30 protein-coding genes are annotated in these 25,291 nt (G+C 68.4%); 17 read left to right on the top strand and 13 right to left on the bottom strand.

The genetic code is table 11. The annotated features are described in order from the left end of the window. Window positions 1-24 precede the first annotated feature (24 nt). Genes BM162_RS06365 through BM162_RS06350 form a run of 4 tightly spaced genes read left to right on the top strand, consistent with a single transcriptional unit; the run spans window position 25 to window position 3,272 of the window. Window positions 25-225, top strand: a complete 201-nt coding sequence (locus BM162_RS06365) for a hypothetical protein (protein WP_093419335.1) — start codon at window positions 25-27, stop codon at window positions 223-225. 1 nt (window position 226) lies between these two features. Then, on the top strand, window positions 227-1,084 hold the full coding sequence (locus BM162_RS06360) for a 5-bromo-4-chloroindolyl phosphate hydrolysis family protein (RefSeq protein WP_093419332.1): 858 nt from the start codon (window positions 227-229) through the stop codon (window positions 1,082-1,084). A gap of 34 nt (window positions 1,085-1,118) precedes the next feature. Further along, window positions 1,119-2,309: a toxic anion resistance protein gene (locus BM162_RS06355; RefSeq protein ID WP_093419330.1), complete on the top strand. Its 1,191-nt coding sequence runs from the start codon at window positions 1,119-1,121 to the stop codon at window positions 2,307-2,309. A 6-nt stretch (window positions 2,310-2,315) separates the two neighbouring features. After that, window positions 2,316-3,272, top strand: a complete 957-nt coding sequence (locus BM162_RS06350; RefSeq protein WP_093419327.1) for a DUF2927 domain-containing protein — start codon at window positions 2,316-2,318, stop codon at window positions 3,270-3,272. A 96-nt stretch (window positions 3,273-3,368) separates the two neighbouring features. On the opposite strand, the gene BM162_RS06345 is transcribed toward BM162_RS06350, so the two are convergent. Further along, window positions 3,369-3,785: an Hsp20/alpha crystallin family protein gene (locus tag BM162_RS06345; RefSeq protein WP_093419324.1), complete on the bottom strand. Its 417-nt coding sequence runs from the start codon at window positions 3,783-3,785 to the stop codon at window positions 3,369-3,371. Between the two features lie 146 nt (window positions 3,786-3,931). On the opposite strand from BM162_RS06345, the gene BM162_RS06340 reads away from it, so the two are divergent. Continuing rightward, window positions 3,932-4,852: a carbohydrate kinase family protein gene (locus BM162_RS06340; RefSeq protein ID WP_093419322.1), complete on the top strand. Its 921-nt coding sequence runs from the start codon at window positions 3,932-3,934 to the stop codon at window positions 4,850-4,852. A 1-nt stretch (window position 4,853) separates the two neighbouring features. Beyond that, the gene (gene dtd, locus BM162_RS06335; RefSeq protein ID WP_093419319.1) at window positions 4,854-5,291 is read left to right on the top strand and encodes a D-aminoacyl-tRNA deacylase; all 438 of its coding nucleotides are present in this window, start codon (window positions 4,854-4,856) and stop codon (window positions 5,289-5,291) included. A gap of 119 nt (window positions 5,292-5,410) precedes the next feature. On the opposite strand, the gene BM162_RS06330 is transcribed toward dtd, so the two are convergent. Next, on the bottom strand, window positions 5,411-6,631 hold the full coding sequence (locus BM162_RS06330) for a urate hydroxylase PuuD (RefSeq protein WP_093419317.1): 1,221 nt from the start codon (window positions 6,629-6,631) through the stop codon (window positions 5,411-5,413). A 3-nt stretch (window positions 6,632-6,634) separates the two neighbouring features. Then, complete coding sequence (gene uraH, locus BM162_RS06325; RefSeq protein ID WP_093419313.1) at window positions 6,635-6,991, bottom strand: hydroxyisourate hydrolase; 357 nt, start codon at window positions 6,989-6,991, stop codon at window positions 6,635-6,637. Between the two features lie 68 nt (window positions 6,992-7,059). On the opposite strand from uraH, the gene puuE reads away from it, so the two are divergent. Together puuE and BM162_RS06315 are read left to right on the top strand one after the other, a co-directional pair. Then, complete coding sequence (puuE, locus tag BM162_RS06320) at window positions 7,060-8,484, top strand: allantoinase PuuE (RefSeq protein WP_093419309.1); 1,425 nt, start codon at window positions 7,060-7,062, stop codon at window positions 8,482-8,484. Between the two features lie 112 nt (window positions 8,485-8,596). Next, window positions 8,597-9,082 carry an ureidoglycolate lyase gene (locus tag BM162_RS06315; protein ID WP_093419308.1) on the top strand — a complete coding sequence of 162 codons (486 nt, stop codon included), beginning with the start codon at window positions 8,597-8,599 and terminating at the stop codon, window positions 9,080-9,082. Between the two features lie 248 nt (window positions 9,083-9,330). Here BM162_RS06315 and BM162_RS06310 read toward each other — a convergent pair whose 3' ends face one another. Together BM162_RS06310 and BM162_RS06305 are read right to left on the bottom strand one after the other, a co-directional pair. Further along, the gene (locus tag BM162_RS06310; protein WP_093419307.1) at window positions 9,331-10,701 is read right to left on the bottom strand and encodes an aspartate aminotransferase family protein; all 1,371 of its coding nucleotides are present in this window, start codon (window positions 10,699-10,701) and stop codon (window positions 9,331-9,333) included. Window positions 10,702-10,786: 85 nt separating this feature from the next. After that, window positions 10,787-11,506 carry an alpha/beta fold hydrolase gene (locus BM162_RS06305; RefSeq protein ID WP_093419498.1) on the bottom strand — a complete coding sequence of 240 codons (720 nt, stop codon included), beginning with the start codon at window positions 11,504-11,506 and terminating at the stop codon, window positions 10,787-10,789. A 75-nt stretch (window positions 11,507-11,581) separates the two neighbouring features. Between BM162_RS06305 and BM162_RS06300 the strand changes: the two genes are divergently transcribed. Then, entirely contained in the window at window positions 11,582-12,028 is a 447-nt protein-coding gene (locus tag BM162_RS06300) for an NUDIX domain-containing protein (RefSeq protein WP_093419493.1), read from the top strand. Here the strand turns inward: BM162_RS06300 and BM162_RS06295 are convergent. The 4 genes from BM162_RS06295 to groES all read right to left on the bottom strand — a co-directional run bounded on the left by BM162_RS06295 (window position 11,998) and on the right by groES (window position 16,217). Next, window positions 11,998-12,855, bottom strand: coding sequence for a DMT family transporter (locus BM162_RS06295; RefSeq protein ID WP_093419496.1), 858 nt, complete (start codon window positions 12,853-12,855; stop codon window positions 11,998-12,000). The two genes, BM162_RS06300 and BM162_RS06295, sit on opposite strands and share 31 nt — an antisense overlap. 129 nt (window positions 12,856-12,984) lie before the next feature. Next, window positions 12,985-14,097, bottom strand: coding sequence for a DUF8173 domain-containing protein (locus BM162_RS06290; protein ID WP_245759186.1), 1,113 nt, complete (start codon window positions 14,095-14,097; stop codon window positions 12,985-12,987). Between the two features lie 138 nt (window positions 14,098-14,235). After that, window positions 14,236-15,879, bottom strand: coding sequence for a chaperonin GroEL (gene groL / locus BM162_RS06285; protein ID WP_093419306.1), 1,644 nt, complete (start codon window positions 15,877-15,879; stop codon window positions 14,236-14,238). Window positions 15,880-15,929: 50 nt separating this feature from the next. After that, window positions 15,930-16,217, bottom strand: coding sequence for a co-chaperone GroES (groES, locus tag BM162_RS06280; RefSeq protein WP_093419305.1), 288 nt, complete (start codon window positions 16,215-16,217; stop codon window positions 15,930-15,932). A 292-nt stretch (window positions 16,218-16,509) separates the two neighbouring features. On the opposite strand from groES, the gene BM162_RS06275 reads away from it, so the two are divergent. The 7 genes from BM162_RS06275 (at window position 16,510) to BM162_RS06245 (ending at window position 21,909) form a co-directional block, all read left to right on the top strand. After that, on the top strand, window positions 16,510-16,857 hold the full coding sequence (locus BM162_RS06275; protein ID WP_093419304.1) for a hypothetical protein: 348 nt from the start codon (window positions 16,510-16,512) through the stop codon (window positions 16,855-16,857). An 85-nt stretch (window positions 16,858-16,942) separates the two neighbouring features. Then, entirely contained in the window at window positions 16,943-17,863 is a 921-nt protein-coding gene (locus tag BM162_RS06270) for a manganese-dependent inorganic pyrophosphatase (RefSeq protein ID WP_093419303.1), read from the top strand. A gap of 87 nt (window positions 17,864-17,950) precedes the next feature. Then, on the top strand, window positions 17,951-18,823 hold the full coding sequence (locus BM162_RS06265; RefSeq protein WP_093419302.1) for a TIGR01459 family HAD-type hydrolase: 873 nt from the start codon (window positions 17,951-17,953) through the stop codon (window positions 18,821-18,823). A gap of 92 nt (window positions 18,824-18,915) precedes the next feature. Beyond that, window positions 18,916-19,359: a MaoC family dehydratase gene (locus BM162_RS06260; protein ID WP_093419301.1), complete on the top strand. Its 444-nt coding sequence runs from the start codon at window positions 18,916-18,918 to the stop codon at window positions 19,357-19,359. A gap of 43 nt (window positions 19,360-19,402) precedes the next feature. Beyond that, window positions 19,403-20,344, top strand: a complete 942-nt coding sequence (locus BM162_RS06255) for a bifunctional riboflavin kinase/FAD synthetase (RefSeq protein WP_093419488.1) — start codon at window positions 19,403-19,405, stop codon at window positions 20,342-20,344. A 38-nt stretch (window positions 20,345-20,382) separates the two neighbouring features. Then, the gene (locus BM162_RS06250; RefSeq protein ID WP_093419298.1) at window positions 20,383-20,856 is read left to right on the top strand and encodes a YcgN family cysteine cluster protein; all 474 of its coding nucleotides are present in this window, start codon (window positions 20,383-20,385) and stop codon (window positions 20,854-20,856) included. Further along, complete coding sequence (locus tag BM162_RS06245) at window positions 20,857-21,909, top strand: threonine aldolase family protein (RefSeq protein WP_093419296.1); 1,053 nt, start codon at window positions 20,857-20,859, stop codon at window positions 21,907-21,909. It begins immediately after the preceding gene. Here the strand turns inward: BM162_RS06245 and BM162_RS06240 are convergent. Together BM162_RS06240 and BM162_RS06235 are read right to left on the bottom strand one after the other, a co-directional pair. Next, window positions 21,899-22,696, bottom strand: coding sequence for an alpha/beta fold hydrolase (locus tag BM162_RS06240; protein ID WP_245759185.1), 798 nt, complete (start codon window positions 22,694-22,696; stop codon window positions 21,899-21,901). The two genes, BM162_RS06245 and BM162_RS06240, sit on opposite strands and share 11 nt — an antisense overlap. Next, entirely contained in the window at window positions 22,693-23,292 is a 600-nt protein-coding gene (locus tag BM162_RS06235) for a 2-hydroxychromene-2-carboxylate isomerase (protein WP_093419283.1), read from the bottom strand. Before BM162_RS06235 ends, BM162_RS06240 begins: the two co-directional genes overlap by 4 nt. A gap of 107 nt (window positions 23,293-23,399) precedes the next feature. On the opposite strand from BM162_RS06235, the gene BM162_RS06230 reads away from it, so the two are divergent. Continuing rightward, window positions 23,400-24,419, top strand: coding sequence for a ribose-phosphate pyrophosphokinase (locus BM162_RS06230; RefSeq protein WP_093419281.1), 1,020 nt, complete (start codon window positions 23,400-23,402; stop codon window positions 24,417-24,419). Window positions 24,420-24,423: 4 nt separating this feature from the next. Here BM162_RS06230 and BM162_RS06225 read toward each other — a convergent pair whose 3' ends face one another. Both BM162_RS06225 and BM162_RS06220 read right to left on the bottom strand, forming a co-directional pair. After that, a complete protein-coding gene (locus BM162_RS06225) occupies window positions 24,424-24,774 on the bottom strand; it encodes an H-type lectin domain-containing protein (RefSeq protein ID WP_093419279.1) in 351 nt (116 codons plus the stop codon). Between the two features lie 85 nt (window positions 24,775-24,859). Then, entirely contained in the window at window positions 24,860-25,291 is a 432-nt protein-coding gene (locus BM162_RS06220; protein ID WP_093419266.1) for a F0F1 ATP synthase subunit epsilon, read from the bottom strand.

Here is a 25,291-nt window from a genome sequence, read left to right as displayed (position 1 = left end):
AACCCGCATCCGGCAAAAGGTGTCATGGCTCGTCTCGTTCTCGCCGTCCTCGTTCTGTCCGGCCTCATCGCGCTTCTGGCGCTGGTGGCGGCAGGGTGGCGGGCCGTGCGCGGTGACGCCGGTGCCGACGATGCGCCCACTCAGGGGGAGAGCGTGCAGAAACTGTCGTTCGCGCTGCTCATGGCGCTGATCCTATACGTTTCGGTCTTCGGCGGGAGCGGCTGAGATGGCCCGGCCCGACCACACGGGCGTGCCGCGCGCGCCCTCCTCCCGCATGCCGCGACGGCGACGGACCCGCGCGGGCGGGCGCGTGAACCTGCTGTTCTTGTCCTCGGCCCCGCTGATCCTGTCGGCGTTCTGGCAGGACCCGGCGGGCCTGGCGCTGCACCTGGCGGCCGGGGGGCTGCTGATCGCGGCGGCGTGGCTGACGCGCGAGGGCCTGCACGCGCAGGAGGCGTACGAGGCGCGCAGCGTTGCCAAGCGCCCTGCCATTCCGCGCAAGCTGTTCGGCAGCGCCCTGACCGGCGGCGCGCTGGCGCTGGCGGGCTTCGGCGACGGGACGGCGCTGGACGCGATCATCTTCGCCATCCTGGGCGCGGGGCTGCACGTCATGGCCTTCGGGCCGGACCCGCTGTCGGACAAGCGCGCCGAGGGCATCGACCGCATGCAGTCCGACCGCGTCGCCCGCGTGGTGGACGAGGCCGAGAGCCACCTGTCCGCCATGTCACAGGCCATCGGGCAATTGCACGACCGCCGGCTGGCCGAACGGGTGGCGCGGTTTCAGACCACCGCGCGCGAGATGTGCCGCTCGGTCGAGCAGGATCCGCGCGATCTGCCCTCGGCGCGCCGCTACCTCGGCGTCTATCTTCTGGGGGCACGGGACGCGACGACGAAGTTCGCGGACCTCTATGCCCGCTCCGGGGACGCGCAGGCGCGGGCGGATTACCTTTCGCTTCTCGACGATCTCGAGGAAGGCTTCGCGGCGCGCACGCAGCGGATGCTGCTCGACGACCGGTCGGATCTGGATATCGAAATCGAGGTCCTGCGCGACAGGCTCGGGCGCGAAGGCGTGCTGGAAAAATGATAGGCTACGGCAAGGCAGGCAGAAGGCGAGGATCATGTCCGACGACGTCCGCAGGAAAGCCACGGAAACCGTCCGGGAGCTCGAGGAGTTGAACGCCGTGACACTCGACACCCCCCGCCGGGACGCGCCCGGCTACGCCCCGGACTCCCCCCGCGCGGCCGAGATCGAGAAGCGCATGGACGAGATCGACCTGCACGATTCGAACTCCGTCGTGTCATTCGGGTCGGCGGCGCAGGCCGAGCTTCAGCAGATCAGCCAGTCCATGCTCGCCGACGTGCGCAACAAAGACATCGGCCCGGCCGGCGATTCGCTGCGCGAGATCGTCTCGACCCTGCGCGGCTTCTCGACCGAGGAGCTGGACCTGAACCGCAAGCGGTCGTGGTGGGAGAAGATCACCGGCCGCATGTCGCCGCTGGCGAAGTTCACGGCCCGCTACGAAGAGGTGCAGGCCCAGATCGATCGCATCACCGACGGGCTTCTGACCCACGAGCATCGGCTGATGAAGGATATCAAGGCGCTCGACATCCTCTACGACAAGACACTGGCCTTCTACGACGAACTCGCGCTCTACATCGCGGCGGGCGATGAAAAGCTGCGCCGGCTGGACGAGGCCGACATCCCGGCGCTCGAAGCCGGGGTCGACGCCGCCCCCGAAGAGCAGGCGGTGATGAAGGCGCAGCAGCTGCGCGACCTGCGGGCGGCCCGCGACGACCTGGAACGGCGGGTGCACGACCTGAAGCTGACGCGCCAGGTCACGATGCAGTCGCTCCCGTCGATCCGGCTGGTACAGGAAAACGACAAGAGCCTGGTCACCAAGATCAATTCCACCCTCGTCAACACGGTTCCGCTGTGGGAAACCCAGCTTGCGCAGTCGGTGACCATTCACCGCTCGCGCGAAGCCGCGGGCGCCGTGAAAGAGGCCAACGACCTCACCAACGATCTTCTGACGGCGAACGCGAAAAACCTGCGGGACTCGAATCGCGAGGTGCGGCAGGAGATGGAGCGGGGCGTCTTCGACATCGAGGCGGTGAAGCAGGCCAATTCCGACCTGATCGCCGCCATCGAGGAAAGCCTGCAGATCGCCGACGAGGGCAAGAGCCGCCGCGCCGCCGCCGAGGAGGAACTGGAGAAGATGGAAGCCGACCTGAAGACCGCGCTCGCGTCCGCCCGCAGGCAGGGCGGAAAGACCGGCGCCGCCACCGGGTCCGCCGTGCCCGGCCGCTGAGGGTCCATGCATCTTTCGCGCTTCCTCCTGCCCGGCGTCGCCGCCGCCCTTCTGGGTCTCGCCGCCTGCGACGTGATCGCCCCGGTCGAACCGGTGCCGCGCCCGCCCGAGCGCCCGGCCAAGCTGCCCGCGCCGGTCGAGCCGGCGCGCCCGGAACAGACGGCGGAGAGCCGGCAGCTCGAACAATACTACCGCAGCGTGCAGGACAGCCTTGTCGCGCAGGGCCTGTTGCGCACCGACGGCGGAGGCCCCGACACGCCCTTCACCGAGCGGCAGCTTGTCGAAAACTTCGTGCGCATCGCGCTGTTCGAGGAATACGCGACCGAAGGCGGCCGCATCGTCGCGCGCCAGACCGAAAGCCGCCTGCACCGCTGGGAAACACCCATCGAGATGCAGGTCGAGTTCGGCGACACCGTCCCGCGCGACAAGCGCGTGCGCGATCGCAACGCTATCTCGGCCTATGCCGACCGTCTGTCCCGTGTCACCAGCCTGCCCATCCGGCAGGTCCCGTCGGGCGGCAACTTCAACGTCTTCGTCGTGAACGAGCCTGAGCGCCGCGCGCTTGGCCCCCGCCTGCGCAAGCTGATTCCGGGGATGAGCGAGGCCGCGATCGAGACGGTCGTCGACCTCCCGCGCACCAGCTACTGCCTGGTCTTCGCGCTCGATCCGGACGACAGCGGCGCCTATACCCGCGCGGTGGCCATCATTCGCGGCGAACACCCGGACCTCCTGCGCCTGTCGTGCATCCACGAAGAGCTCGCCCAAGGGCTGGGCCTGTCCAACGACAGCCCCGCCGCCCGTCCCTCGGTCTTCAACGACGACGAGGAATTCGGCCTGCTGACCACGCACGACGAATACCTCCTGCGCATCCTCTACGACGACCGGCTCGAGCCCGGTATGGACGCAAAGACGGCGCGCCTCCGCGCCGCCGAGGTCGCCGCCGAACTGCTTCCCGAGAGCTGAGGCGACGCGGCGCCCCTCTCGCAGCAAGTTTCCATCGCTTGCGGCCAGCGCGCCCGTCCGGCCCTGCCGGACGGACGCCATGCTCGGCTCTCCGCGTCAGCCCTTGCGTATCTGCACCCGGGACGACGCGGGTTCGGACGCCGTCTTCTTCGGCACCGTGATCGTCAGCACTCCGTCCCTCAGGTCCGCCTCGACCTTGGTCTCGTCGGCGTCCGGCGGCAAGCGGAACGAGCGGCTGAACGCGCCGTACTGCCGCTCCGAGAAATACCAGGTCTCGCCCTTCTCCTCGCGGCTGGTCTTCTTCTCGCCCTTCAGCGACAGCATGCCCTCCTGCACGCTCAGGTCGATGTCTTTCTCCTCCACGCCGGGAAGCTCGACGGCGATGGTATAGGCGTTGTTCTTGCTCGACGCCTCGGATGCGGGGGCGATCCATTCCGCGACGCGGCTTCCGAACTGCCGCAGCGGGTCGTAGAGCGACGGCCAGAAGCCGCTGGTATGTGTCTTCTCGACCATGTCGAACCTCCTTCCACTGGTCCATCCAACGCCCCCATCTTCCGCCCGGCGTGGTCCGCCGCCTTGATTTGCGTCAACGGCGCCGGCGCGGTTGCGGCGACGCGCCGGCGTCCATAAAGCTGTCACTGGCCAAAGGAGGAGTGCCGATGATCCTGTGCTGCGGCGAAGCCTTGATCGACATGCTGCCCCGCACGACGACGGCGGGTGAAAGCGCCTTCGCACCCTACCCGGGCGGCGCGGTCTTCAACACCGCCGTCGCGCTCGGTCGCCTCGGCGCGCCGACGGGCTTCTTCAGCGGCCTGTCCACAGACCTGTTCGGAGCCATGCTCACCGACGCGCTCGGAAAAAGCGGCGTCGACGCCAGCCCCGCCGCATTGAGCGACAGGCCCACGACACTTGCCTTCGTGCAACTGGTCGAGGGGCAGGCCACCTATGCCTTCTACGACGAAAACACAGCCGGCCGGATGCTGTCCGAGGATGACCTGCCCGCGCTCGGACCGGATGTGGACGCCCTGTTCTTCGGCGGCATCAGTCTGGTGGCAGAACCCTGCGGATCGAGCTTAGAGGCGCTGATGACGCGCGAGGCTGACGTGCGCGTCACGATGATCGATCCCAACATCCGCCCCGGCTTCGTCCGCGACGAGCCCACCTACCGCGCCCGGATCGAGCGGATGATCGCGCTCGCCGATATCGTGAAGCTGTCGGACGACGACCTGCACTGGCTTGAAGGCCGCGGCGACACGGCCGCGCTGGCCCGCGCCCTGTTGCAGAAAGGGCCGAAGCTCGTCTGCATCACCGAGGGCGCCAAGGGCGCGACCGGTTACACCGCCGAACATACCGTCGCCGTCCCCGCGCGCCCGGTGACGGTGGTGGACACCGTAGGCGCGGGCGACACCTTCAACGCCGGCGTGCTCGCCGGGCTGTCCGACGCCGGCGCGCTGAGCAAGAAAGCGATCGCCACCCTCTCTCCCGAAACGATCGAGGCGGCGCTCGCCCTCGGCGTCCGCGCCGCCTCCATCACCGTCGCCCGCGCCGGCGCGAGCCCGCCCCGGCGGGAGGAACTGTAGGGTGCGCGCCCTCCTCCAGCGCGTCACCGGCGCACGGGTCGACGTGGACGGCGAGACGATCGGGGAAATCGGCCCCGGCCTCCTGATCCTGGTCTGCGCCATGCAGGGCGACACCGAAGCGCAGGCCGACCGCCTTGCCGCAAAGGTCGCCAAGCTGCGCATCTTCCGCGACGACGAGGGGCGGATGAACCGATCGGTAAGCGACGCGGGTGGCGCGGTGCTCGTCGTCAGCCAGTTTACGCTGGCCGCCGACACCTCACGCGGCAACCGCCCCGGCTTCTCGACCGCCGCGGCCCCGGACGAGGGCGAGCGCCTTTACGACTATTTCGCCGACCGCCTCCGGGCCGAGGGGCTCGAGGTCGCGCAGGGCCGCTTCGGCGCCGACATGGCCGTGAGCCTCGTCAACGATGGCCCCGTGACGATCTGGATGGAAAGCTGAGGCCCGCGCGGCCCTTTATCGCAACGACGGCCCAGGCGTCCCCTGCCCCTCTTCGGTCCTGAAATATCCTCGCCGAAGGCAGGCCCGGAACGGGCCTTCGATTCGTCGCAGCAGGATCGTCAGCGCGCCGCGCGGTACCAGGCCGCGATCCGGTCGCGCTCCTCGGGCTCCATCCAGGTGATGTTGGCCGGCGGCATGGCATGGGTCACGCCCGCCTGAAGATAGATCGGCCGCGCGTGGCGCGCCACGTCGGCCTCGGTCTCCAGCAGCACGCCCTTCGGCGCCCAGCGAATGCCCGGCCAGACCGGCTCTCGCGCGTGGCACATCGAGCAGCGGCCGAGCACGACATTATAGACCTCGTCGAAGCCCTCCGCCTCGGCGAACTGCTCCTCGCCCGCCGTCATCGGCCGCGCCTCTGCCGCCTCAATCGGAGCGAACATCGGCGCGGTCGAGAGCCACGCGATGACCAGGAAGATCACCACGGTCGCGCCCCAGGTCCAGTGCGGGCTGCCGGCGCGGGCGTGGCGGGTGTTGAACCAGTGCCGGATCGTCACGCCCAGAAGGAACACCAGCGCCGCGATGATCCACGCGTTCTCGGTCGCGAAGGCCAGCGGGTAGTGGTTCGACAGCATCAGGAAGATGACCGGCAGCGTCAGGTAGTTGTTGTGGGTCGAGCGCAGCTTGGCGATCTTGCCGTATTTCGGATCGGGCTTGCGCCCCGCCTTCAGGTCCGCCACCACGATGCGCTGGTTGGGCATGATGATGAAGAACACATTGGCGGTCATGATCGTCGCGGTGAACGCCCCCAGGTGCAGAAGCGACGCGCGCCCCGTGAACACCTGGTTATAGCCCCACGACATCGCGACCAGCAGCACGAACAGCAGCAGCATCAGCACCGTCGGCCGCTCGCCCAGCGGCGACTTGCACAGATAGTCGTAGACCAGCCAGCCGATGGTCAGCGACAGGGCCGAGATCGCGATGCCCTGCCAGATGGCGAGGTCCGCCTTGGACGGGTCGATCAGGTAAAGCTCGGCCCCCGCCCAGTAGATCACCATCAGAAGGGCGGCGCCCGACATCCAGGTCCAGTAGCTCTCCCACTTGAACCAGGTCAGGTGCTCGGGCATCCGCTCGGGCGCGACGAGGTATTTCTGGATGTGATAGAAGCCGCCGCCGTGAACCTGCCATTCCTCGCCATCCGCCGGACCGGGAATGTTGCGGTTCAGGCCCAGGTCGAGCGCGATGAAATAGAACGACGACCCGATCCATGCGATCGCGGTGACGACGTGCAGCCAGCGGATGGCGAAACCCGCCCAGTCCCACAGAACAGCGAAATCGTACATGGGTCAGCTGCCGCGATAGGTCGAATAGCCGTAGGGCGAAAGCAGGAGCGGCACGTGGTAATGCGTGTCGTCGCTCATCCCGAAGCGGATCGGCACCTCGTCCAGGAAGGCCACCGGATCCACCGGCAGTCCGGCCCCCCGCAGGTAGTCGCCGGCGTGAAACACCAGCTCGTAGGTGCCGGGTGCGAAATCCTCGGTCGGCAGGATCGCCCCGTCGGTGCGCCCGTCGGCGTTGGTGGACAGGCTGTGCAGATGCACGCGGTCCCGCCCCGCGATTCGATAGAGATCGATCCGGAGACCGGCGGCCGGGCAGCCCCGGGCGGTATCCAGAACATGTGTCGTGAGGAACCCTTCGGCCATGCTGCCTCCCCTTGTCTTGCAAGCCGGCACCCGGTCTAAGGGGGATCGCCGGAAGAAGGAAGGACGAGATGACGGACGCCCCTCGCTATCCCCGCGACATGCATGGCCACGGCCCCACGCCCCCCGATGCGAAATGGCCCGGCGGCGCGAAGATCGCCGTGCAGATCGTGGTGAACTACGAGGAGGGCGGCGAGAACAACATCCTCCACGGCGACGCCGCGTCCGAGGCCTTCCTGTCCGAGATCGTCGGCGCCGCGCAATGGCCCGGCCAGCGCCACTGGAACATGGAATCGATCTACGAATACGGCGCGCGCGCCGGCTTCTGGCGGCTTCACCGCCTGTTCACCGGCATGAACATCCCCGTCACCGTCTACGGCGTCGCCACCGCCCTCGCCCGCTCGCCGGCACAGGTGAAGGCGATGCAGGAGGCCGAGTGGGAGATCGCGAGCCACGGGTGGAAGTGGATCGAATACAAGGACATGCCCGAGGAGGAGGAGGCCCGCCACCTGCACGAGGCGATCCGCCTGCACGCCGAGGTCACGGGCGCGCGTCCCCGCGGCTGGTATCTGGGCCGCTGCTCGATGAACACGGTGCGGCTGGTGGCCGAGGAAGGCGGCTTCGACTACATCGCCGACGCCTACGACGACGACCTGCCCCACTGGATCAAGGTGGGCGAGCGCGACCAGCTGATCGTGCCCTACACGCTGGACGCCAACGACATGCGCTTCGCCACGCCGCAGGGCTTCAACTCCGGCGACCAATTCGGAAACTACCTGAAGGACAGCTTCGACGCGCTTTATGCCGAGGGCGCCGACGGGCAGCCGAAGATGCTGTCCATCGGCCTGCACTGCCGCCTCGTCGGTCGCCCCGGCCGCGTGCAGGCGCTCAGGCGGTTCCTCGACTACGCGCGGGGGCACGAAGGCGTCTGGTTCGCCCGCCGCATCGACATCGCCCGCCATTGGGCCGAGACGCACCCGCCGCAGGTGGTCGAACATCCCTCGCGGATGGACCGCGCCACCTTCGTCGCCCGCTTCGGCGGCGTGTTCGAGCATTCGCCCTGGATCGCCGAACGCGCACACGGGCTCGAGCTCGGCCCGGCCCACGATACCGCGACCGGCGTGCACAGCGCGCTGGCACGTGCCTTCCGCTCGGCCTCCGAGGACGAGCGCCTGGGCGTCCTGCGCGCCCACCCCGACCTCGCCGGCAAGCTGGCGGCGGCGAAGCGGCTGACCGAGGCCAGCACCGCCGAACAGGCGTCCGCCGGACTCGATGCGCTCACCGACCGGGAGCGCGAAACCTTCGAGCGGCTAAACGACGCCTACACCGAGAAGTTCGGCTTCCCCTTCATCATCGCCGTGCGCGACAACACCAAGCAGTCCATCCTCGAGGCTTTCCAGCGCCGCGTCGCCAACAACCGCGCCACCGAGATGGCCGAGGCCTGCCGGCAGGTCGAGCGCATCGCGGAACTCCGCCTGCAAGAAATGCTCCCGTGACCGCCGGCCACGCCGCCTGCCGGTCGCCGGATCGACACCTGCGTTTCCTCTTGCCGAAAATACTCCCGCCGTAGGCTCCCTCCGGCACCAAGTGCCCTGACAGGAGCCGCTGATGCGCGAGATTGCCACCGCCCCGCTGACCCCCGACGCCTTCGCCCCCTTCGGCGACGTTCTCGACACCTCCGGCGCGCCCGAGAAGCTCATCAACCAGGGGCTCTGCGGCCGCTACCACGACCGCGCACGCCTCGATTTCGGCGGCGGCCGCGCCGGCATCAGCCTCTTCGACGCCAAGCCCCGCAGCCTGCCCTACCGCCTCGACATGGTCGAGCGGCATCCCGAGGGCAGCCAAGCCTTCCTGCCGATGAGCGAACACCCGTTCCTCGTCATCGTCGCCCCGGATGTCGGCGACCGCCCCGGCACGCCGCGCGCCTTCGTGACCGCGCCCGGCCAGGGCATCAACTTGCATCGCGGCACTTGGCACGGCGTGCTGACCCCGCTCCACGCGCCGGGTCTCTTCGCCGTCGTGGATCGCATCGGCGACGGCTCCAACCTCGAAGAACACTGGTTCGGGGAGCCGTGGATGGTGGTGGAGGGCTGAGGCTCCTCACGGAGCGCACCGACCAATCTACGCCGGACCAAATTTTATTTTCTCCGCGCGTTCCACTCGAAGGGCAGCACCCGGCCGCGGGCGGGTGCGAAGCGCCCGCCCATGGGGGCGGCCGGGCGCGGCCCGGGCCGCCCCCATGGGCGTGAGCTTGATGAGCAACCGGCTGCCACCAAGCGGCATGGGTGAGCGGCGAATGGCAAGGTTGGATCAGGAGAGGCGAACCGGCCGCCCCGCAAGCCTCACCCCAGAACGGCCTTCACCGCCTTCGCCGTCTTCCCGGCGATCTCTTCCGCCTCGTCCGTCGTCAGGCAGAACGGCGGGGCGAAGCCGATGATGTCGCCCTGCGGCATGGCACGCCCGATCACGCCCTCCTCCAGCAGTGCCGCCGAGACCTTCGCACCGACCTTCTCGGAGGCATCGAAGAATTGACGCGTCTCCTTGTCCGCCACCAGCTCAACCGCGCACAGCATGCCCTCGCCGCGCACCTCGCCGACATTCGCGTGCCCGCCCACGGCCTCTGCCATGGCGCGGTTCAGGTGCGCGCCGACCTCGCCCGCGTTCTCGACCAGCTTCAGCTCGTCGATCAGCTTCAGGTTGGCCACGCCCGCAGCCGCGCCGATCGGGTGGGCCGAGTACGTCCAGCCGTGCCCGATGGGCCCGTTCTCGTCGGTGCCCTGCTCGAGCACCTTCCAGACCTTGTCCGACACGATCGACCCCGACAGCGGCGCATAGGCGCTGGTCAGGCCCTTGGCGATGGTCATCAGGTCGGGCTCCAGGCCGTAATGGAACGAGCCGAACATCGACCCCAGCCGTCCGAACCCGGTCACCACCTCGTCGGCGATCAGCAGGATGTCGTGCCTGGCCAGCACCTCCTGGATGGCGTCCCAGTAGCCCTCGGGCGGCGGCACGATGCCCCCCGTGCCCAGCACCGGCTCGCCGATGAAGGCGGCGATGGTGTCCGCGCCCTCGCGCTCGATCAGCGCCTCGAGCTCGGCGACGCAGTGCGCGGTGAACTCGGCCTCGCTCATCGACAGGTCCGGGCGGCGGTAATAGTACGGCGCCTCGGTGTGGATCACCTGGCTCAGCGGCAGGTCGAACTTCTTGTGAAACAGCTCGAGCCCCGTCAGCGAGCCTGTCATCAGCCCCGAACCGTGGTATCCGCGCCAGCGCGAGATGATCTTCTTCTTCTCTGGCCGGCCGAGGATGTTGTTGTAGTACCAGACCAGCTTGATGTTGGTCTCGTTCGCGTCCGAGCCCGACATCCCGAAATAGACCTTCGACATGTGGTCCGGCGCGCGGTCCAGGATCATCTTGGCCAGCGTGATCGAGGCCTCGGTCCCGTGCCCGACATAGGCGTGGTAATAGGCCAGCTCCTTCGCCTGCTCGGCGATGGCCTCGGCGATCTCCTGACGCCCGTAGCCGACGTTCACGCAGTAGAGCCCGGCGAAGGCGTCGAGGAGGCGGTTGCCGTCGCGGTCCTCGATATGGCTGCCCTGTCCGCCGCGGATCACCCGGTGCGGGGCGTTGCCGCGCGCGAACTCGGCCAGGTGCGTCGAGGGATGGAAGAAGCTCTCGCGGTCCCACTGCTCCAGCATGTCGTTCTTCAGCATCGCCGTCTCCTTCTTCCAGCGTTGACGAGTCGGACAAGCCGTAAGGGAAGTCGCGCCCGCGTTCCATACCCTGCGTGCGCGGTGCTCACTCGCCCAGCCCCAGCGCCTCGCCGTAGCCCAGGTCGTGGTCGAAGCGGCCCCACAGCAGGAAGCGCTTCACCTGCGCGATCACCAGCGGGTTCACCATCATGAAGGTGTGGCTGACCGGCAGGACGATGTGGTCGTCCATGCCCTGCAGCGTCGTCGTCTCGACCGAAACCTTGCCGTCGTCCGGCCCCTCGATCACCGTCGAGTAGACGGGGTTCATCGACCGGCTTCCCGCGATCACGCCAAGCTCGAAATCCGCCCCCGGCAGGCGGTTCGGCAGGCTTTCGGCCGAGGTGCCCAGTTGCAGCCCCGCCGGTCCGTTCAGCCAGCGGAACGCGCCAAGATCGCCGAACGCGTCCACCAGTTCCGTCCCGTGGTTCGGCGGGGCAAGCATCACCACGCGGCCCATGCGCCGGGGCCGGTTCTCCTCGAGCCAGGCGCGCAGCAGGATGCCCCCCATCGAATGCGTGACGAAATGCACCCGCTCGTCGCCGCACGCCGCCACCGCCGGCGGCACGGCGATCTCGACCAGCTCCTCGATCGGCGCCTCGGTCGAGGGATAGCCGCGGTTCACCACGCGATAGCCGTCATAGGCCAGCGCCCGCTCCATCACCCACATCGAGGCCGAACTCCGCGCCAGCCCGTGCAGAAGCACCACGCAATCGGCCCGCGCCGGGCCGGCCGCGAAGAGAAGGAGGATCAGGAGAAACCGCATCATCGGGCGAAGATAGGTCACGGCGACGCCCTGCGCGAGGGCTTGCAGCGCGCCGGCCGCAGCGCCACTCTGCGCGCCATGACCTCGCCCCGCCTCGCCGTCCGCGCCGTGATCGTCCACCTCGGCCGCCTGCTTGTCGTCAACGCCTACCCCGACGGCCAGAGCGACCTCTGGTGCGTCCCCGGCGGCGGGGCGGAGCGGCACGCCTCGCTCCCCGACAACCTGCGCCGCGAGATTTTCGAGGAGACGGGGCTTGAGATCGAGGTCGGCGCGCCGGTGATGATCAACGAGTTCCATGCCCCCGACACCGGCTTCCACCAGGTCGACGTCTATTTCCGCTGCACCGTCGCCGACGGCACCCTGCCCGAAAGTTGGCAGGACCCGGAGGGCATCGTCGCACACCGCCGCTGGGCGAGCGAGGACGAGCTGACGCGGCTGCGCTACAAGCCCGACAGCCTGCCCCGCCTCGCCTGGGGCGCGCCGGGCGAGATCCTCTACGACCCGCTCGAACTCCTCGTGCGCTGAGGCGCCAGCACTCCCAGCGCCACGCCGCCCAGCACCAGCACCGCAGCCACGGCGAAGCGGAGCGTCAGCGCCTCGCCCAGAAGCGCCACGCCACCCGCCAGCGCGATCACCGGCACCGTCAACTGCGCCAGCGCCGCCACCGACGCCTCGAGCCGCGGCAGCACCGTGTACCACAGGGCATAACCCAGCCCCGATGTCACCACGCCCGAGACCACCGCCAGCGCCATTCCTCGGACACTGGCCCCGCCCTCCGGCACGGCCAGCGCAAGCGCCACGGCCACCGGTGCGGCCAGCACGAAGTTCGCCGCCGTCGCCGCCAGCGGCTCGCCCGCACGCCGCCCGGCCAGCGAGTAGACGCCCCAGCCGACCGCTGCCGCGCCCATCAGCGCGGCGAACACAAGGGGCGGCGCGTCCGCGCCCTCGGGCCACATCAGCCAGCCCAGCCCGACCAACGCCAGCGCCGCCCCGGCCCATCGGGCGGGTGGCACGCGCTCGCCGCCCAGCACCGCACCCGCGAACATCGTCACCTGCACGCCCCCGAACAGGATCAGCGCGCCCAGTCCCGCCGGCAACGCCACGTAGGCAGCCGAGAACCCGACCATGTAGACGAAAAGCGACGCCACCCCGACCGACCGCCGCGGCCCGAAGAGCCGCACGCGCCGGTCCCGCAGCCAAACCAACACCGCGAGCGCCAGCGCGCCAGAGGCCAGCCGCAGCGCCGCGAAGGCCATCGGCCCGATCTCGTCCCCCGCCAGCGCCATGCGGTTGAGCACCGAGTTGGCGGCGAAGGCGATCATCGTCAGGGCGGTGAGCAGGATCAGGCGCATGCGCGCCATGAACACCGCGCCGCGCGCCCGCACAACCCGGCATCATCTTCGGTCCCGAAATATCCTCGGGGGTGAATGGCCCGCAGGGCCAGAGGGGGCAGACAGCCCCCTCCCCCGCCCGCCACACGCTCAGGCGGCGAAGAACCGCGGCCGCAGCCACAAAAGCGCCACCGCCCCGGTGCCGGCCAGCGTCAGGCCCAGCACAAAGAGCCACCCCAGGAACGGCACCAGCGCCAGGATCGCGGCCGCCAGCGCCCCGACCCCGGCCGCCAGCGCCCGGTCGCCGAAGCCGTCGGGCACGTGCCGGCCGGCGAGCTTCAGAAGCCAGACGCCGAAGGAATAGACGCCGATCACGTACCCCACGAATCCGGCCAGCCCCGCCGCCAGCAGCAGCGCCGGCGTCACCAGCAGCCCGATCAGGGTGAGCGCCACCACGAAGCCCGCGCCCACGAGGACCGAGATCGACAGAAAGCCGATCCAGAGCGACCGGAACGGCGCCTCCAGCAGCCGCTCGCGCATGGCGGCCAGGCGCCGGGGCAGAAGCGCGGCTACCAGCGCGGCAAGGAAGGTCACCACCACCACTCCGCCAAGGAATTGAAGCACCACCCAGCGCCCGTCCACCAGGGCGGGCCGGAAGTCCGCCGTCTCGGCCTCCCAATCCGGGAGGGCGCGGCGCACGATCCGGTCGGCCGGCGCGACGCTCTCAGGGACCTCCAGCGCGCCCGGCTCCTCCTCGAACACGGTGACGGTGCCGCCGACCGATGCGTCGGGGCCGAAGGCCAGCCGCTCGCCGGTCACCATCAGGTCTCCGGCGATGGCGGACGCGATCCGCACCTCCTCGCCCCCGAGCAGCGCATAGCCCGCGACGGGGGCCGTGACGGTTACCGAACTGGCCGAGGCGCGCAGATCGCCCCCCACCGTCCCGTCCACCTCGATCCGGTAGCCGGCGAGCGTCGCGTCGCCCTCCACCGGACCGTCGACGGTCACCTCGAACCCGGCGGCGTACAGGTCGCGGCCCACCTCGGCGGCCGCCGTCACGTACCGCCCCGCCAGGTGCGCGCTGCCGGTGATCGGCCCGGCGGCGGTGACGCGCTCGCCCGCCAGGAACAGGTCGTCCGCCTCCGTCCCGTCGAAGATCACCGTCTGCCCGGCGCGGAACACGTCGCCGCCAAGCGCCGTCTCCTGCGCCTGCGCGGCGCCCGTCAGGAAAAGCAAAAGGAAAAGAATGTACCGCAGCGCCATCGCCGCCTCCCGGCCTGAAATCACGTGCCGGGAGCATAGCTGGCGGGACCCGTGCCGCACATGCGCAGGATCAAGGCCGCGCACGAAAAAGGGGCCCCGCACGGGGCCCCTTCCTGTCCGTCGGATGACGGGCGGTGATTACATCATTCCGCCCATGCCGCCCATGTCGGGCATGCCGCCGCCGGCGCCAGCGCCTTCCTTCTGCGGCTTGTCGGCCACCATCGCCTCGGTGGTGATGAGCAGGCCGGCCACCGAAGAGGCGTCCTCGAGCGCGGTGCGCACGACCTTCGCCGGGTCGATCACGCCGAACTTGAACATGTCGCCATATTCTTCGGTCTGGGCGTTGAAGCCGAACTTCAGGTCGTCCGATTCGCGGATCTTGCCCGCGACGACCGAGCCGTCCACGCCGGCGTTCTCGGCGATCTGGCGCAGCGGGGCTTCCAGCGCGCGGCGCACGATGGCGATACCCGCATTCTGGTCGCTGTTGGCGCCGGTCAGGCCTTCGAGCGCCTTGGCACCCTGCACCAGGGCGACGCCGCCGCCGACAACGATGCCTTCCTGAACGGCCGCGCGGGTCGCGTTCAGAGCGTCGTCGACACGGTCCTTGCGCTCTTTCACTTCGACCTCGGTCATGCCGCCGACGCGGATGACGGCAACGCCGCCGGCCAGCTTGGCAACACGCTCCTGCAGCTTCTCGCGGTCGTAGTCCGAGGTGGTTTCCTCGATCTGCGTGCGGATCTGGCTGACGCGGGCTTCGATCTCGGCCTTGTCACCGGCACCGTCGACGATGGTAGTCTCGTCCTTGGTGATCTCGACGCGCTTGGCCGAACCCAGCATGTCCATGGTGACGTTCTCGAGCTTCATGCCCAGGTCTTCCGAGATGACCTGGCCGCCGGTCAGGATCGCGATGTCCTGCAGCATGGCCTTGCGGCGGTCGCCGAAGCCCGGAGCCTTGACGGCGGCGATCTTCAGGCCGCCACGCAGCTTGTTGACCACCAGCGTGGCCAGCGCCTCGCCTTCCACGTCCTCGGCGATGATGAGGAGCGGCTTTTGCGACTGGATCACCTGCTCGAGCAGCGGAACCATCGGCTGGAGCGACGACAGCTTCTTCTCGTGCAGAAGGATGAGGCAGTCGTCCAGCTCGGCGATCATCTTCTCCGAGTTGGTCACGAAGTACGGCGACAGGTAGCCGCGGTCGAACTGCATGCCCTCGACGACGTCGGTCTCGGTCTCGAGGCCCTTGTTCTCCTCGACGGTGATGACGCCCTCGTTGCCGACCTTCTGCATCGCGTCGGCGATCTGGCGGCCGATTTCGGCTTCGCCGTTGGCCGAGATGGTGCCGACCTGAGCGACTTCGTCCGAGTTCTCGACCTTGCGGGCAGCCGCCTTGATCTGCTCGACGACCTTCGCGGTGGCCATGTCGATGCCGCGCTTGAGGTCCATCGGGTTCATGCCGGCGGCGACCGACTTCAGGCCTTCCTTGACGATGGCCTGGGCCAGAACGGTGGCGGTGGTGGTGCCGTCGCCGGCCTCGTCGTTGGTGCGGGAAGCGACTTCCTTCACCATCTGGGCGCCCATGTTCTCGAACTTGTCTTCCAGTTCGATTTCCTTGGCGACCGTCACGCCGTCCTTGGTGATGCGCGGGGCACCGAACGACTTCTCAATAACGACGTTGCGGCCCTTGGGGCCCAGCGTGGTCTTGACCGCATCGGCCAGGATGTTCACGCCCTTGAGCATCCGGTTGCGGGCATCCGTGTCGAACTTGACGTCCTTAGCAGCCATTTGGCTTCTCCTTGGATTGTCTGATTTGGTCTAGAAGGTGCGTCGGACGATCAGGCGATAACGCCCAGGATGTCCGATTCCTTCATGATCAGCAGCTCTTCGCCGTCCAGCGTGACTTCGGTGCCCGACCACTTTCCGAACAGCACCTTGTCGCCGGCCTTCACGCTCATCGCGATCAGCTCGCCCGAGTCCTTGCGCGCGCCTTCGCCGGTCGCGACGATCTCGCCCTCGGCGGGCTTTTCCTTGGCGGTGTCGGGGATGATCAGACCGCCCTTGGTCTTCTCGTCGCTTTCGACACGGCGGACCAGCACACGGTCATGCAGCGGTTTGAATGCCATCTCTGAACGCTCCTCAGGTTCATGTGTTTCGGTGTTAGCACTCGCCGACCCGGAGTGCTAACGAGCCGGAGATAGGCAAACGCCAAAGCTCTGTCAACGACCGTGCGCAAGAAAAAGTGAGCCCCACGCGCTGCGCCGCTCATGTCGACGGAAGTCATTGGAGAACCTGACTTTTCCCCGGCGCGGCCCTCACGCGCGCGAGGGGGCCGCGGCTGCACGCTGCAAGAGGAGACGGGGCAAGAAACACACCCGCCCGCCGCGCGTTCCCCCGCCGCAAGCCAAGGAGATAGCGATGACCGACGCCGACCACCTGTGGACGCTCGAACACGACTACTGGACCTGCGGCGAAGGTCAGCGCCGCGAGACGACCGATACGTGCTGCGTGATGGCCTTCGGCTCGCCCACCGGGATCGTCACCGGCGAAGAGCTTCACGAGGCGCACGACGCCGCGCCCGACTGGACCAGCGTCGAGATGCTCGACCGCGTATTGAAGAAGCCGGACGTGGGCGTGGCCGTGCTGGGCTACCGCGCCCATGCCCGCACACAGGACGGCGGCGAACATCGGGTGATTTGCACCTCGGTCTGGGTGCGTCACGACAGCGACTGGTGCCACATCCAGCACCAGCAGACGCCGGAATGACCCACTCCTCACGCTCGGGTGACAACGGGGGCGCGCACTCCTATAAGGGCGCGCGAAACAACCCCCTCAAGTCACGGACCGCGACATGACCATCAAAGTCTTCGGGCACAAATCGCCCGACACCGACTCGACCGGATCGCCGATCATCTGGGCCTGGTACCTCAACGAGGTGCTCGGCCGCACCGCCGAGCCGGTGCTGCTGGGCGAGCCGAACACCGAGGCCGCGTTCGTCCTCGACCGTTGGAAGCTGGACAAGCCGCGCATCGTCGACGGCATCGAGGCCGGCGAGAAGGTCGTCGTCGTCGATACCAACAACCCCGCCGAGCTGCCCGGCAACATCAACGACGCCGACATCCAGGCGATCATCGACCACCACAAGCTGGTCGGTGGGATCGAGACGAAGGCGCCGATCGACATCACCGTGCGCCCGCTGGCCTGCACCGCCACCATCATGCACCAGCTGATGGGCGCCGACGCCACCAAGATGCCCGAGCCGATCAAGGGCGCGATGCTGTCGTGCATCCTGTCCGACACGCTCGAGTTCCGCTCGCCCACCACCACGCCGACCGACAAGACGCTGGCCGAGCAGCTGGCGACCGATCTGGGCGTGAACCTGACCGACTACGCGGCCGAGATGTTCGCGGCCAAATCCGACGTGTCGTCCTTCTCCGACGCCGAGCTTCTGCGCATGGACTCGAAGGAGTACGAGGTCGGCGGCAAGAAATTCCGCGTCTCGGTGCTCGAGACCACCGCGCCGCAGATGGTGCTGGCCCGCAAGGACAGCCTGATGTCGGCCATGGACGACGTTGCGGCCGAGGACGGCGTCGACCAGGTTCTGCTGTTCATCGTGGACATCCTGAACGAAGAGGCGACGCTGCTGGTGCCCAACGACTTCACGCGCCAGGTGGCCGAGAAAAGCTTCTCGACCGTCTGCGGCGACGACACGGTCGTGCTGCCCGGCATCATGAGTCGCAAGAAGCAGATCATCCCGAACCTCACGGTCTGACCCGGATCGGAGCGCCTCGGGCGCTCCGTTTGTTTTCCCCTCTCTGCGGCGCCCCGACGGCGGCCGCGGCCCGTTCAGGAGCCCGCCATGGCCCGCATCATCCACGCCCTGTCCGAGATCGCGCAGGATTACGACGCGCTGTTTTGCGACCTGTGGGGCTGCGTCCACGACGGCGTGCGCGCCCTGCCCGAAGCCGTGGCCGCGTTGCAGGACTACCGCGCCAACGGCGGCAGCGTAGTGCTGGTGACCAACGCGCCGCGCCAGCGCGCCAGCGTGCAGCGCCAGATCGAGGAGCTGGGCGTGCCGGCGGACGCGTGGGACTCGATCGCCACCTCGGGCGACGCCGCGCGCGCGGCGTTGTTCACCGGCGCCGTGGGCCGCAAGGTCTGGTTCGTCGGGCAACCGCACGACGAGGTGTTCTTCGAGCCCATGAAGCTGATCGAGGATCCGGTCGCGATCGAGCGCGTCGCGCTGGACGAGGCCGAGGGCATCGTCTGCTGCGGCCCCTTCGACCCGCACGCCCATCCCGACGAAATGCGCCCGCAACTCGAGGCGGCGAAGGCGCGCGGCCTGCCGTTGCTTTGCGCCAATCCCGACGTGGTGGTCGACCGCGGCGAAAGCCGCGAATGGTGCGCTGGCGCGCTGGCCGACCTTTACGAGCACATGGGCGGTCGCAGCCTATACTTCGGCAAGCCACACGCGCCGATCTACGACCTCGCCCGGCGCAGGCTGACGGCGTTAGAGAAAGATATACCCGATGCGCGCATCCTCTGCGTGGGCGACGGGATCGCCACCGACGTGAAGGGCGCGCTGGGGGAGGATCTGGATTCGATCTTCATCGCCGGCGGCCTGGCCGCCGCCGAGACGAAGACCGAGAAGGACCCGGATCCGGATGCGCTTCATGCCTACCTCCAGCGCGAGAAGATCGCGCCGACCTACGCGATGGGTAAACTGCGCTGACCTGATCGACCTTGAGTTTCTGCGGCCGCAAAGTAACTTAATTGCGCAGGCGCGCACATTGCGCGCCGGTAATTGCGCAAAGGAACGGCCGCATGCGCGACAACGCCCTACGCGGCACAATCGTGCTCGAGGAACTCGAGGTCGGCATGACCCGGCACCTCTGCAAGGACGTGACCGACCGCGATATCGAGCTGTTCGCAGAGGTCTCGACCGACCGAAACCCGGTTCACTTGGACGACGCCTATGCCCGCGACACGATCTTCGCCGGCCGCATCGCCCACGGCATGCTGACCGCCGGCCTGATCTCGGCGGTGATCGGCGAACAACTTCCGGGCCACGGCACGGTCTACCTCGGGCAGTCGCTGAAGTTCATCGGCCCCGTCCGCCCCGGCGACCGGGTGTGCGCCGAGGTCGAGGTCCTGTCGATCGATCACGGCAAGCGCCGGGTGCAGCTTGCCACCCGCGCCCTGGTGGGTGGCAAGCCGGTACTGACGGGCGAGGCCACGGTGCTCGCGCCTTCCGCGAAGTTCGACTGACACTCTTGCGCGGACCGGCGCGCGCGGCTACCCGGTGCGCATGATGAGGATCGTGCGCGATTATCAATTCGTCTCGCCCCAAGACCGCGGCGCCAGCGCGGCCATCGGTAACTTCGACGGCGTGCACCTGGGCCACCGGACCGTGATCGACATCGCCCGGTCCGAGGCGCTGCGCCTGGGCGCGCCGCTGGGCGTCGTCACGTTCGAACCGCACCCCCGCGAATTCTTCGCCCCCGATACCCCGTCCTTCCGCCTGATGAACGCCGAGGCCAAGGCGCACAGGCTGGAAAAGCTGGGCGTGGACAAGCTTTACGAGTTGAGCTTCAACCGCGCGCTCGCCTCGCTCGACCCCGAGGAATTCGCGCTGAAGGTGATCGCACAAGGCTTGGGCCTCCGCCACGTCGTCGTCGGCCAGGACTTCCATTTCGGCAAGGGCCGCGCCGGCACGGCGCAGGACCTTGTCGGCTATGGCGAGGTCATGGGTTTCGGCGTCACACTCGCCAACCTGATCGAAACCGGCGGGATCGAGGTCTCGTCGACCCGCATCCGCGAGGCGCTGAGCGACGGGCGGCCCGAGGACGCGGCCGAGATGCTGGGCCACCTCCACCGCATCGAGGGCGAGGTGATCCGCGGCGACCAGCGCGGCCGGGAACTGGGCTACCCGACGGCGAACATGTCGATGGAGGGGCTGCACCTGCCCCGCTTCGGCGTCTACGCCGTCCGCGTCCGCGTCCTGACCGGCCCGCACGCCGGCGAATACGACGGCGTCGCCAATATCGGCACCCGCCCGATGTTCGGCGAGAACCGCCCCAACCTCGAAACCTTCGTCTTCGACTTCCAGGGCGATCTCTATGGCGAGCACCTGTCCGTCGCGCTCATGTCGTTCCTGCGGCCCGAGGAGAACTTCGAGGACGTCGCCACCCTGATCGCCCAGATGGACCGCGACAGCGAAAAGGCGCGCGCGCTGCTCGCCCTGCGGCGCTGAGCCTTCCGTTTCTCCGCTGCCGCGCCTAACTGACACCCATGTCTTCCGACCCCATCCCCCGCAAGGGCACCCGCTCCCGTTTCTGGGAACGCGTGCCGATGAACAAGATGACCGCCCGCGAATGGGAGGCGCTGTGCGACGGCTGCGGCAAGTGCTGCCTCAACAAGCTTGAGGACGAGGAGACGGGCGAGGTCGCGCTGACCCGCGTCGCCTGCCGCCTGCTCGACGACGAAAGCTGCCGCTGCGCGCAGTACGACATCCGCAAGCAGTTCGTGCCCGAATGCGTGGTGCTGACGCCGGAAACGATGTCGCAACACGCCTACTGGATGCCCGCGACCTGCGCCTATCGGCTGGTCTATGAGGGCAAGCCGCTCTACGACTGGCACCCGTTGATCTCCGGCGATCCGGAGAGCGTCCATGCCGCCGGCGTCTCGGCCCGCGGAAGGACGATTCCCGAATTCGAGGTCCCCGAGGAAGAATGGGAGGACCACATCATCGAGGAGCCCGTCTGAATGTACTTCGCGTCCGACAATTCCAGCCCCGCCCATCCCCGCGTGCTGGAGGCGTTGACAGGTGTCAACAACGGCTACGCCATGCCCTACGGCGCCGATGCGATCATGGACCGCGTGCGCGACCGCATCCGCGACATCTTCGAAGCGCCCGAGGCGGCGGTGTACCTGGTGGCCACCGGCACCAGCGCCAACGCCCTTGCCCTGGCCACCTATTGCCCGCCCTGGGCCGCCGTTTTCTGCCACCGCAACGCCCACATCGAGGAAGACGAGTGCGGCGCGCCCGAATTCTACACAGGCGGCTCGAAGCTGGTGCTGGTCGAGGGCGAGCATGCAAAGATGACGCCCGAGGCGCTTCAGGCCACGATCGAAGCCACCGGCCAGACAGGCGTGCACAACGTGCAGCGCGGGATGGTCAGCATCACCAACACGACCGAGAACGGTACCGTCTATTCCGCGACCGAGGTGGCGACGCTGGCCGAGATCGCGCACGCGCACGGCCTGCCGGTGCACATGGACGGCGCCCGTTTCGCCAACGCTCTGGTCGCCGACGGCGCGACCCCGGCGGAGATGACGTGGAAGTCGGGCGTTGACGTGCTGTCGTTCGGCGGCACCAAGAACGGCCTGCTGGGCGTCGAGGCGGTGGTGATGTTCGACCCGGCCAAGGCGTGGGAATTCGAGCTGCGGCGCAAGCGCGGCGGGCATCTGTTCTCGAAGCACCGCTACCTGTCGGCGCAGATGGACGCGTATCTTCAGGACGACCTATGGCTCGACATGGCGCGGTCGGCCAATGCCGCCGCTGCGAAGCTGTCGCAGGGCATCCTGTCGGTCGAGGGGGCGTCGCTCCTGCACCCGACGGACGCCAACATCGTCTTCGCGGGCTTCCCCCGCGCCGGCCACCGTGCCGCGCAAGAGGCCGGGGCGGCGTACTACCTCTGGCCCTTCGAACAGCCGATGGAGGGGCCGGGAGGCGAGGCCCTGACCGCGCGGCTGGTCTGTTCGTGGTCCACGACCGACGAGGACGTGGAACGCTTCCTCGATCTGATCAGAGGCTGAAGCGGGCGCGGATCGCGTTCGCCACCGCGTCGGGGTGGGTGAGGGGCACCATGTGCCCCGCCCCCTCGACCGTCACCCGCCGCGCGTCCGGCAGGCGTGCCATCAGCGCGCGCACGATCGCGTCGAGGACGGGGCGGCTTTCGCTGCCGTCCACGATCAGCACCGGCGCCTCCAGCGCCTCCAGACGCCCCGCCGCCAGCATGTCGCCGCTGTCCCCGTGGATGCCGGCGGACCCGGCCTCCACGAGATGGATTCGCTCGCTCATCGCGCGGCGGCCCGTCTCGGGCAACTCGCTCCAGCCCGGCGGGCCGCCCCAGAGGTCATGGAAGATGCGGGCCGCCGTCTCGGGCTGCCCTGCGTCAAGCGCGGCGCGGTAGGGGGCGAATTCGCGCTCGGCTTCCGTGCCTTCGGGTGTGCCCGCGGCGGCGGCGAAGAACACAGGCTCGATCAGCGTGAGCGTGCGGCAGAGGTCGGGCCGCTCGAGCGCGAGGCGCAGCATCACCGTGGCGCCGAAGGAGTGGCCGATCAGGTCGGCGGGCCCGTCGCACAGGCTTTCTGCGATGCGCACCGCACGCTCCTGATAATCGCCCTGCCCGTCCCACGGCGCGCTGCGTCCGTGGCCCGGCAGGTCGAATGCCGTCATCGACAGCGCATCGTCCAGCCGCGCGCTCAGCCGGCGCCACGCCCCCGCATGCGCCAGTGCGCAGTGGGCGAGCACCGCCCGGCGGGCGCCCTGCCCCGCGTGGGTAACCGCGATCCCGGCGGGCGCACGGCCGTCGGCGTTCAAAGTTTCCCCGCGAGGTGGAGGTCGAGATAGGGCAGCCGGTCCTGGCCCCAGAACCGCTGGTCGTCGTCGGTCACGTAGAAGGGCGAGCCGAAGACGCCGGCCTCGACCGCCTGTTCCAGGTTGCGGGCATAGGTCTCGGCCCCTTGCAGCATGCCGCTGTCCGCCAGCCCCGGATCGAAGCCCGCGTCGCTCAGGCAGGCGCGCACGACGTCATCCTCGGCGATGTTCTTCTCCTCGGCCCAGCAGGCGCGCAGGATCGTCTGGACAAGCTTGCCCAGATCGCCCCCGCCCGCCGATTGCGCGGCGATGATGGCATAAGAGGAGGGCGCGGCGTTGGTTGGGAAGTGCGCGGGCTTGACGTTGATCGGCAGGCCGTTGTGCTTGGCCACGCGGGCGAGTTCCTGAAGGCGGTACTCCTGCCGCGACGGGTGGCGCTGCGCGGGCGGCGTGCCGCCCGTGCGTTCGAACAGACCGATGATATCGAGCGGCTTGTAGGTCACCGTCACCCCGTGCCGGGCCATGATATCCTCGAGTCCGGTGCCCGAGAGATATGCGAAAGGCGAAATCGTAGAAAAATAATAGTCGACATGCGCCATTTCGCCCTCGTTTAACGACCTCTGAATGTTTGCCGCACGGTAGCCGCGTGATAAGCGGTGTCAACGTAACGAATCCGCGACACGGGCGCTACCGAGGACCTCCTGACATGCCATCCATGATCGAGCCGAAACTGATTTCGGGGAATGCGAACCTGACTCTTGCGAAAGCCATCGCGCGTCGCATGTCCATGCACAGGGGAATGAGCGTCGGGCTCGTGGACGCCCGGGTCGAGCGCTTCAACGACGGCGAGATCTTTGTCGAGGTGTTCGAGAACGTCCGCGGCGAGGACATGTTCGTGATCCAGCCGACCTCGCGCCCCGCGAACGACAACCTGATGGAGCTTCTGGTGATCACCGACGCGCTGCGCCGCTCGTCGGCCGCGCGCATCACCGCCGTCATTCCCTATTTCGGCTATGCGCGGCAGGACCGCCGCACCAAGTCGCGCACGCCCATCACCTCGAAGCTCGTGGCCAACATGCTGACCGAGGCCGGGGTCGAGCGGGTGCTGACGATGGACCTGCACGCGGCCCAGATCCAGGGCTTCTTCGACATCCCGGTCGATAACCTTTATGCCGCGCCGATCTTCGCGCTGGATATCGAGCACCACTTTAAGGGCGACCTCGACAACGTCACCGTCGTTTCGCCCGACGTGGGCGGCGTGGCCCGCGCCCGCGGCCTTGCGCAGCGCATCGGCGCGGCTCTGGCGATCGTGGACAAGCGGCGCGAGAAGGCCGGTGAAGTGGCCGAGATGACGGTGATCGGCGACGTGAAGGACCAGACCTGCATCATCGTGGACGACATCTGCGACACGGCCGGCACTCTGTGCAAGGCCGCCGACGTGCTGCTGGAGAACGGCGCGAAGGAGGTTCACGCCTACACCACCCACGGCGTCCTGTCCGGCCCCGCGGTCGAGCGGGTCACGAACTCGGCGCTTAAAAGCCTGGTGATCACCGACACGATCGAGGCGCCCGAGCCGGTGCGGGCCTGCCCCAATATACGGATCGTACCAACGGCACCGATCTTCGCTCAGGCGATCCTGAACACCTGGAACGGGACCTCGATCTCGTCCCTGCTGGAAGTCGAGACGCTGATCCCGGTCTACGAGGGCACGTACTCGAAGCTCTAAAGGGTCAGTCGACCTCCCAAAGGTCCTCGTCGCGCACCTCGCCGAGGGCAAGCCAGTCGGCGCGCACCCGCGCGATGCGGGTGTCGCCCCAGGTGCTGAAGACGATGCGGAAGCCGCCTTCGGTGACCGCCTCGTGCGCGATGTCGAGCCGCTGGTTCGTTCCCCCGCCAGTGTCCCACATCGAAAGACCCACCTGCACCATCGGCGGCGACAGGAACGCGCCGTCGAACGCGACCTCGCGGCGGACCTGCCGCGCCCCCTCGCCCGTCCACATCGCGCCGCCGTCGGCGAAGTCCGAGAACAGGACGACCGAGCCCTGCGCGATACCCAGGCGGTGACCTGCCAGTGTCTTCATGGGCTCCTCCTCGTGAACGCATCCTGCACGAAAAAGGGCCCCGGAGGAACGCTCCGGGGCCCTTGCGTTCGGTCCGTCGACCGGATCAGAGGTTGGGCTGGCTCGGCGAGAGGCCGATGTGCGAGCCCATCGCAACCATGTCGGCGAGCAGCTTGGCGGCGTCGTCCGCGACCGTGTGATCGCCGGCCTCGCGCGCCTTTTCGTGCTGACGGCGGGCATGTTCGACGAAGCGGTCGATGTCTTCCTGCGTCACCTCGCTGACGTGCAGCGATTCTTCGGCCAGCACCGACACACCGTCCGCGGTGATCTCGGCGAAGCCGCCGGTGACCGCGTATTCGTCAGCCCCCTCGGAGCTGACGATGCGCAGGATGCCCGGCCGCATGGTGGTGAGCGCCGGCGCATGGGTCGGCATCGCCGTCAGATCCCCGTCGGTGCCGGGGATCCGCACTTCGCTCACCTGACGCGAGACCAGCAGCCGCTCGGGGCTGACGAGGTCGAATTGCATCGTGTCGGCCAT

Source organism: Tranquillimonas alkanivorans (assembly GCF_900115595.1).
Classification (GTDB): Bacteria; Pseudomonadota; Alphaproteobacteria; order Rhodobacterales; family Rhodobacteraceae; genus Tranquillimonas; species Tranquillimonas alkanivorans.
This window is presented reverse-complemented; position numbering and strand designations above follow the sequence as displayed.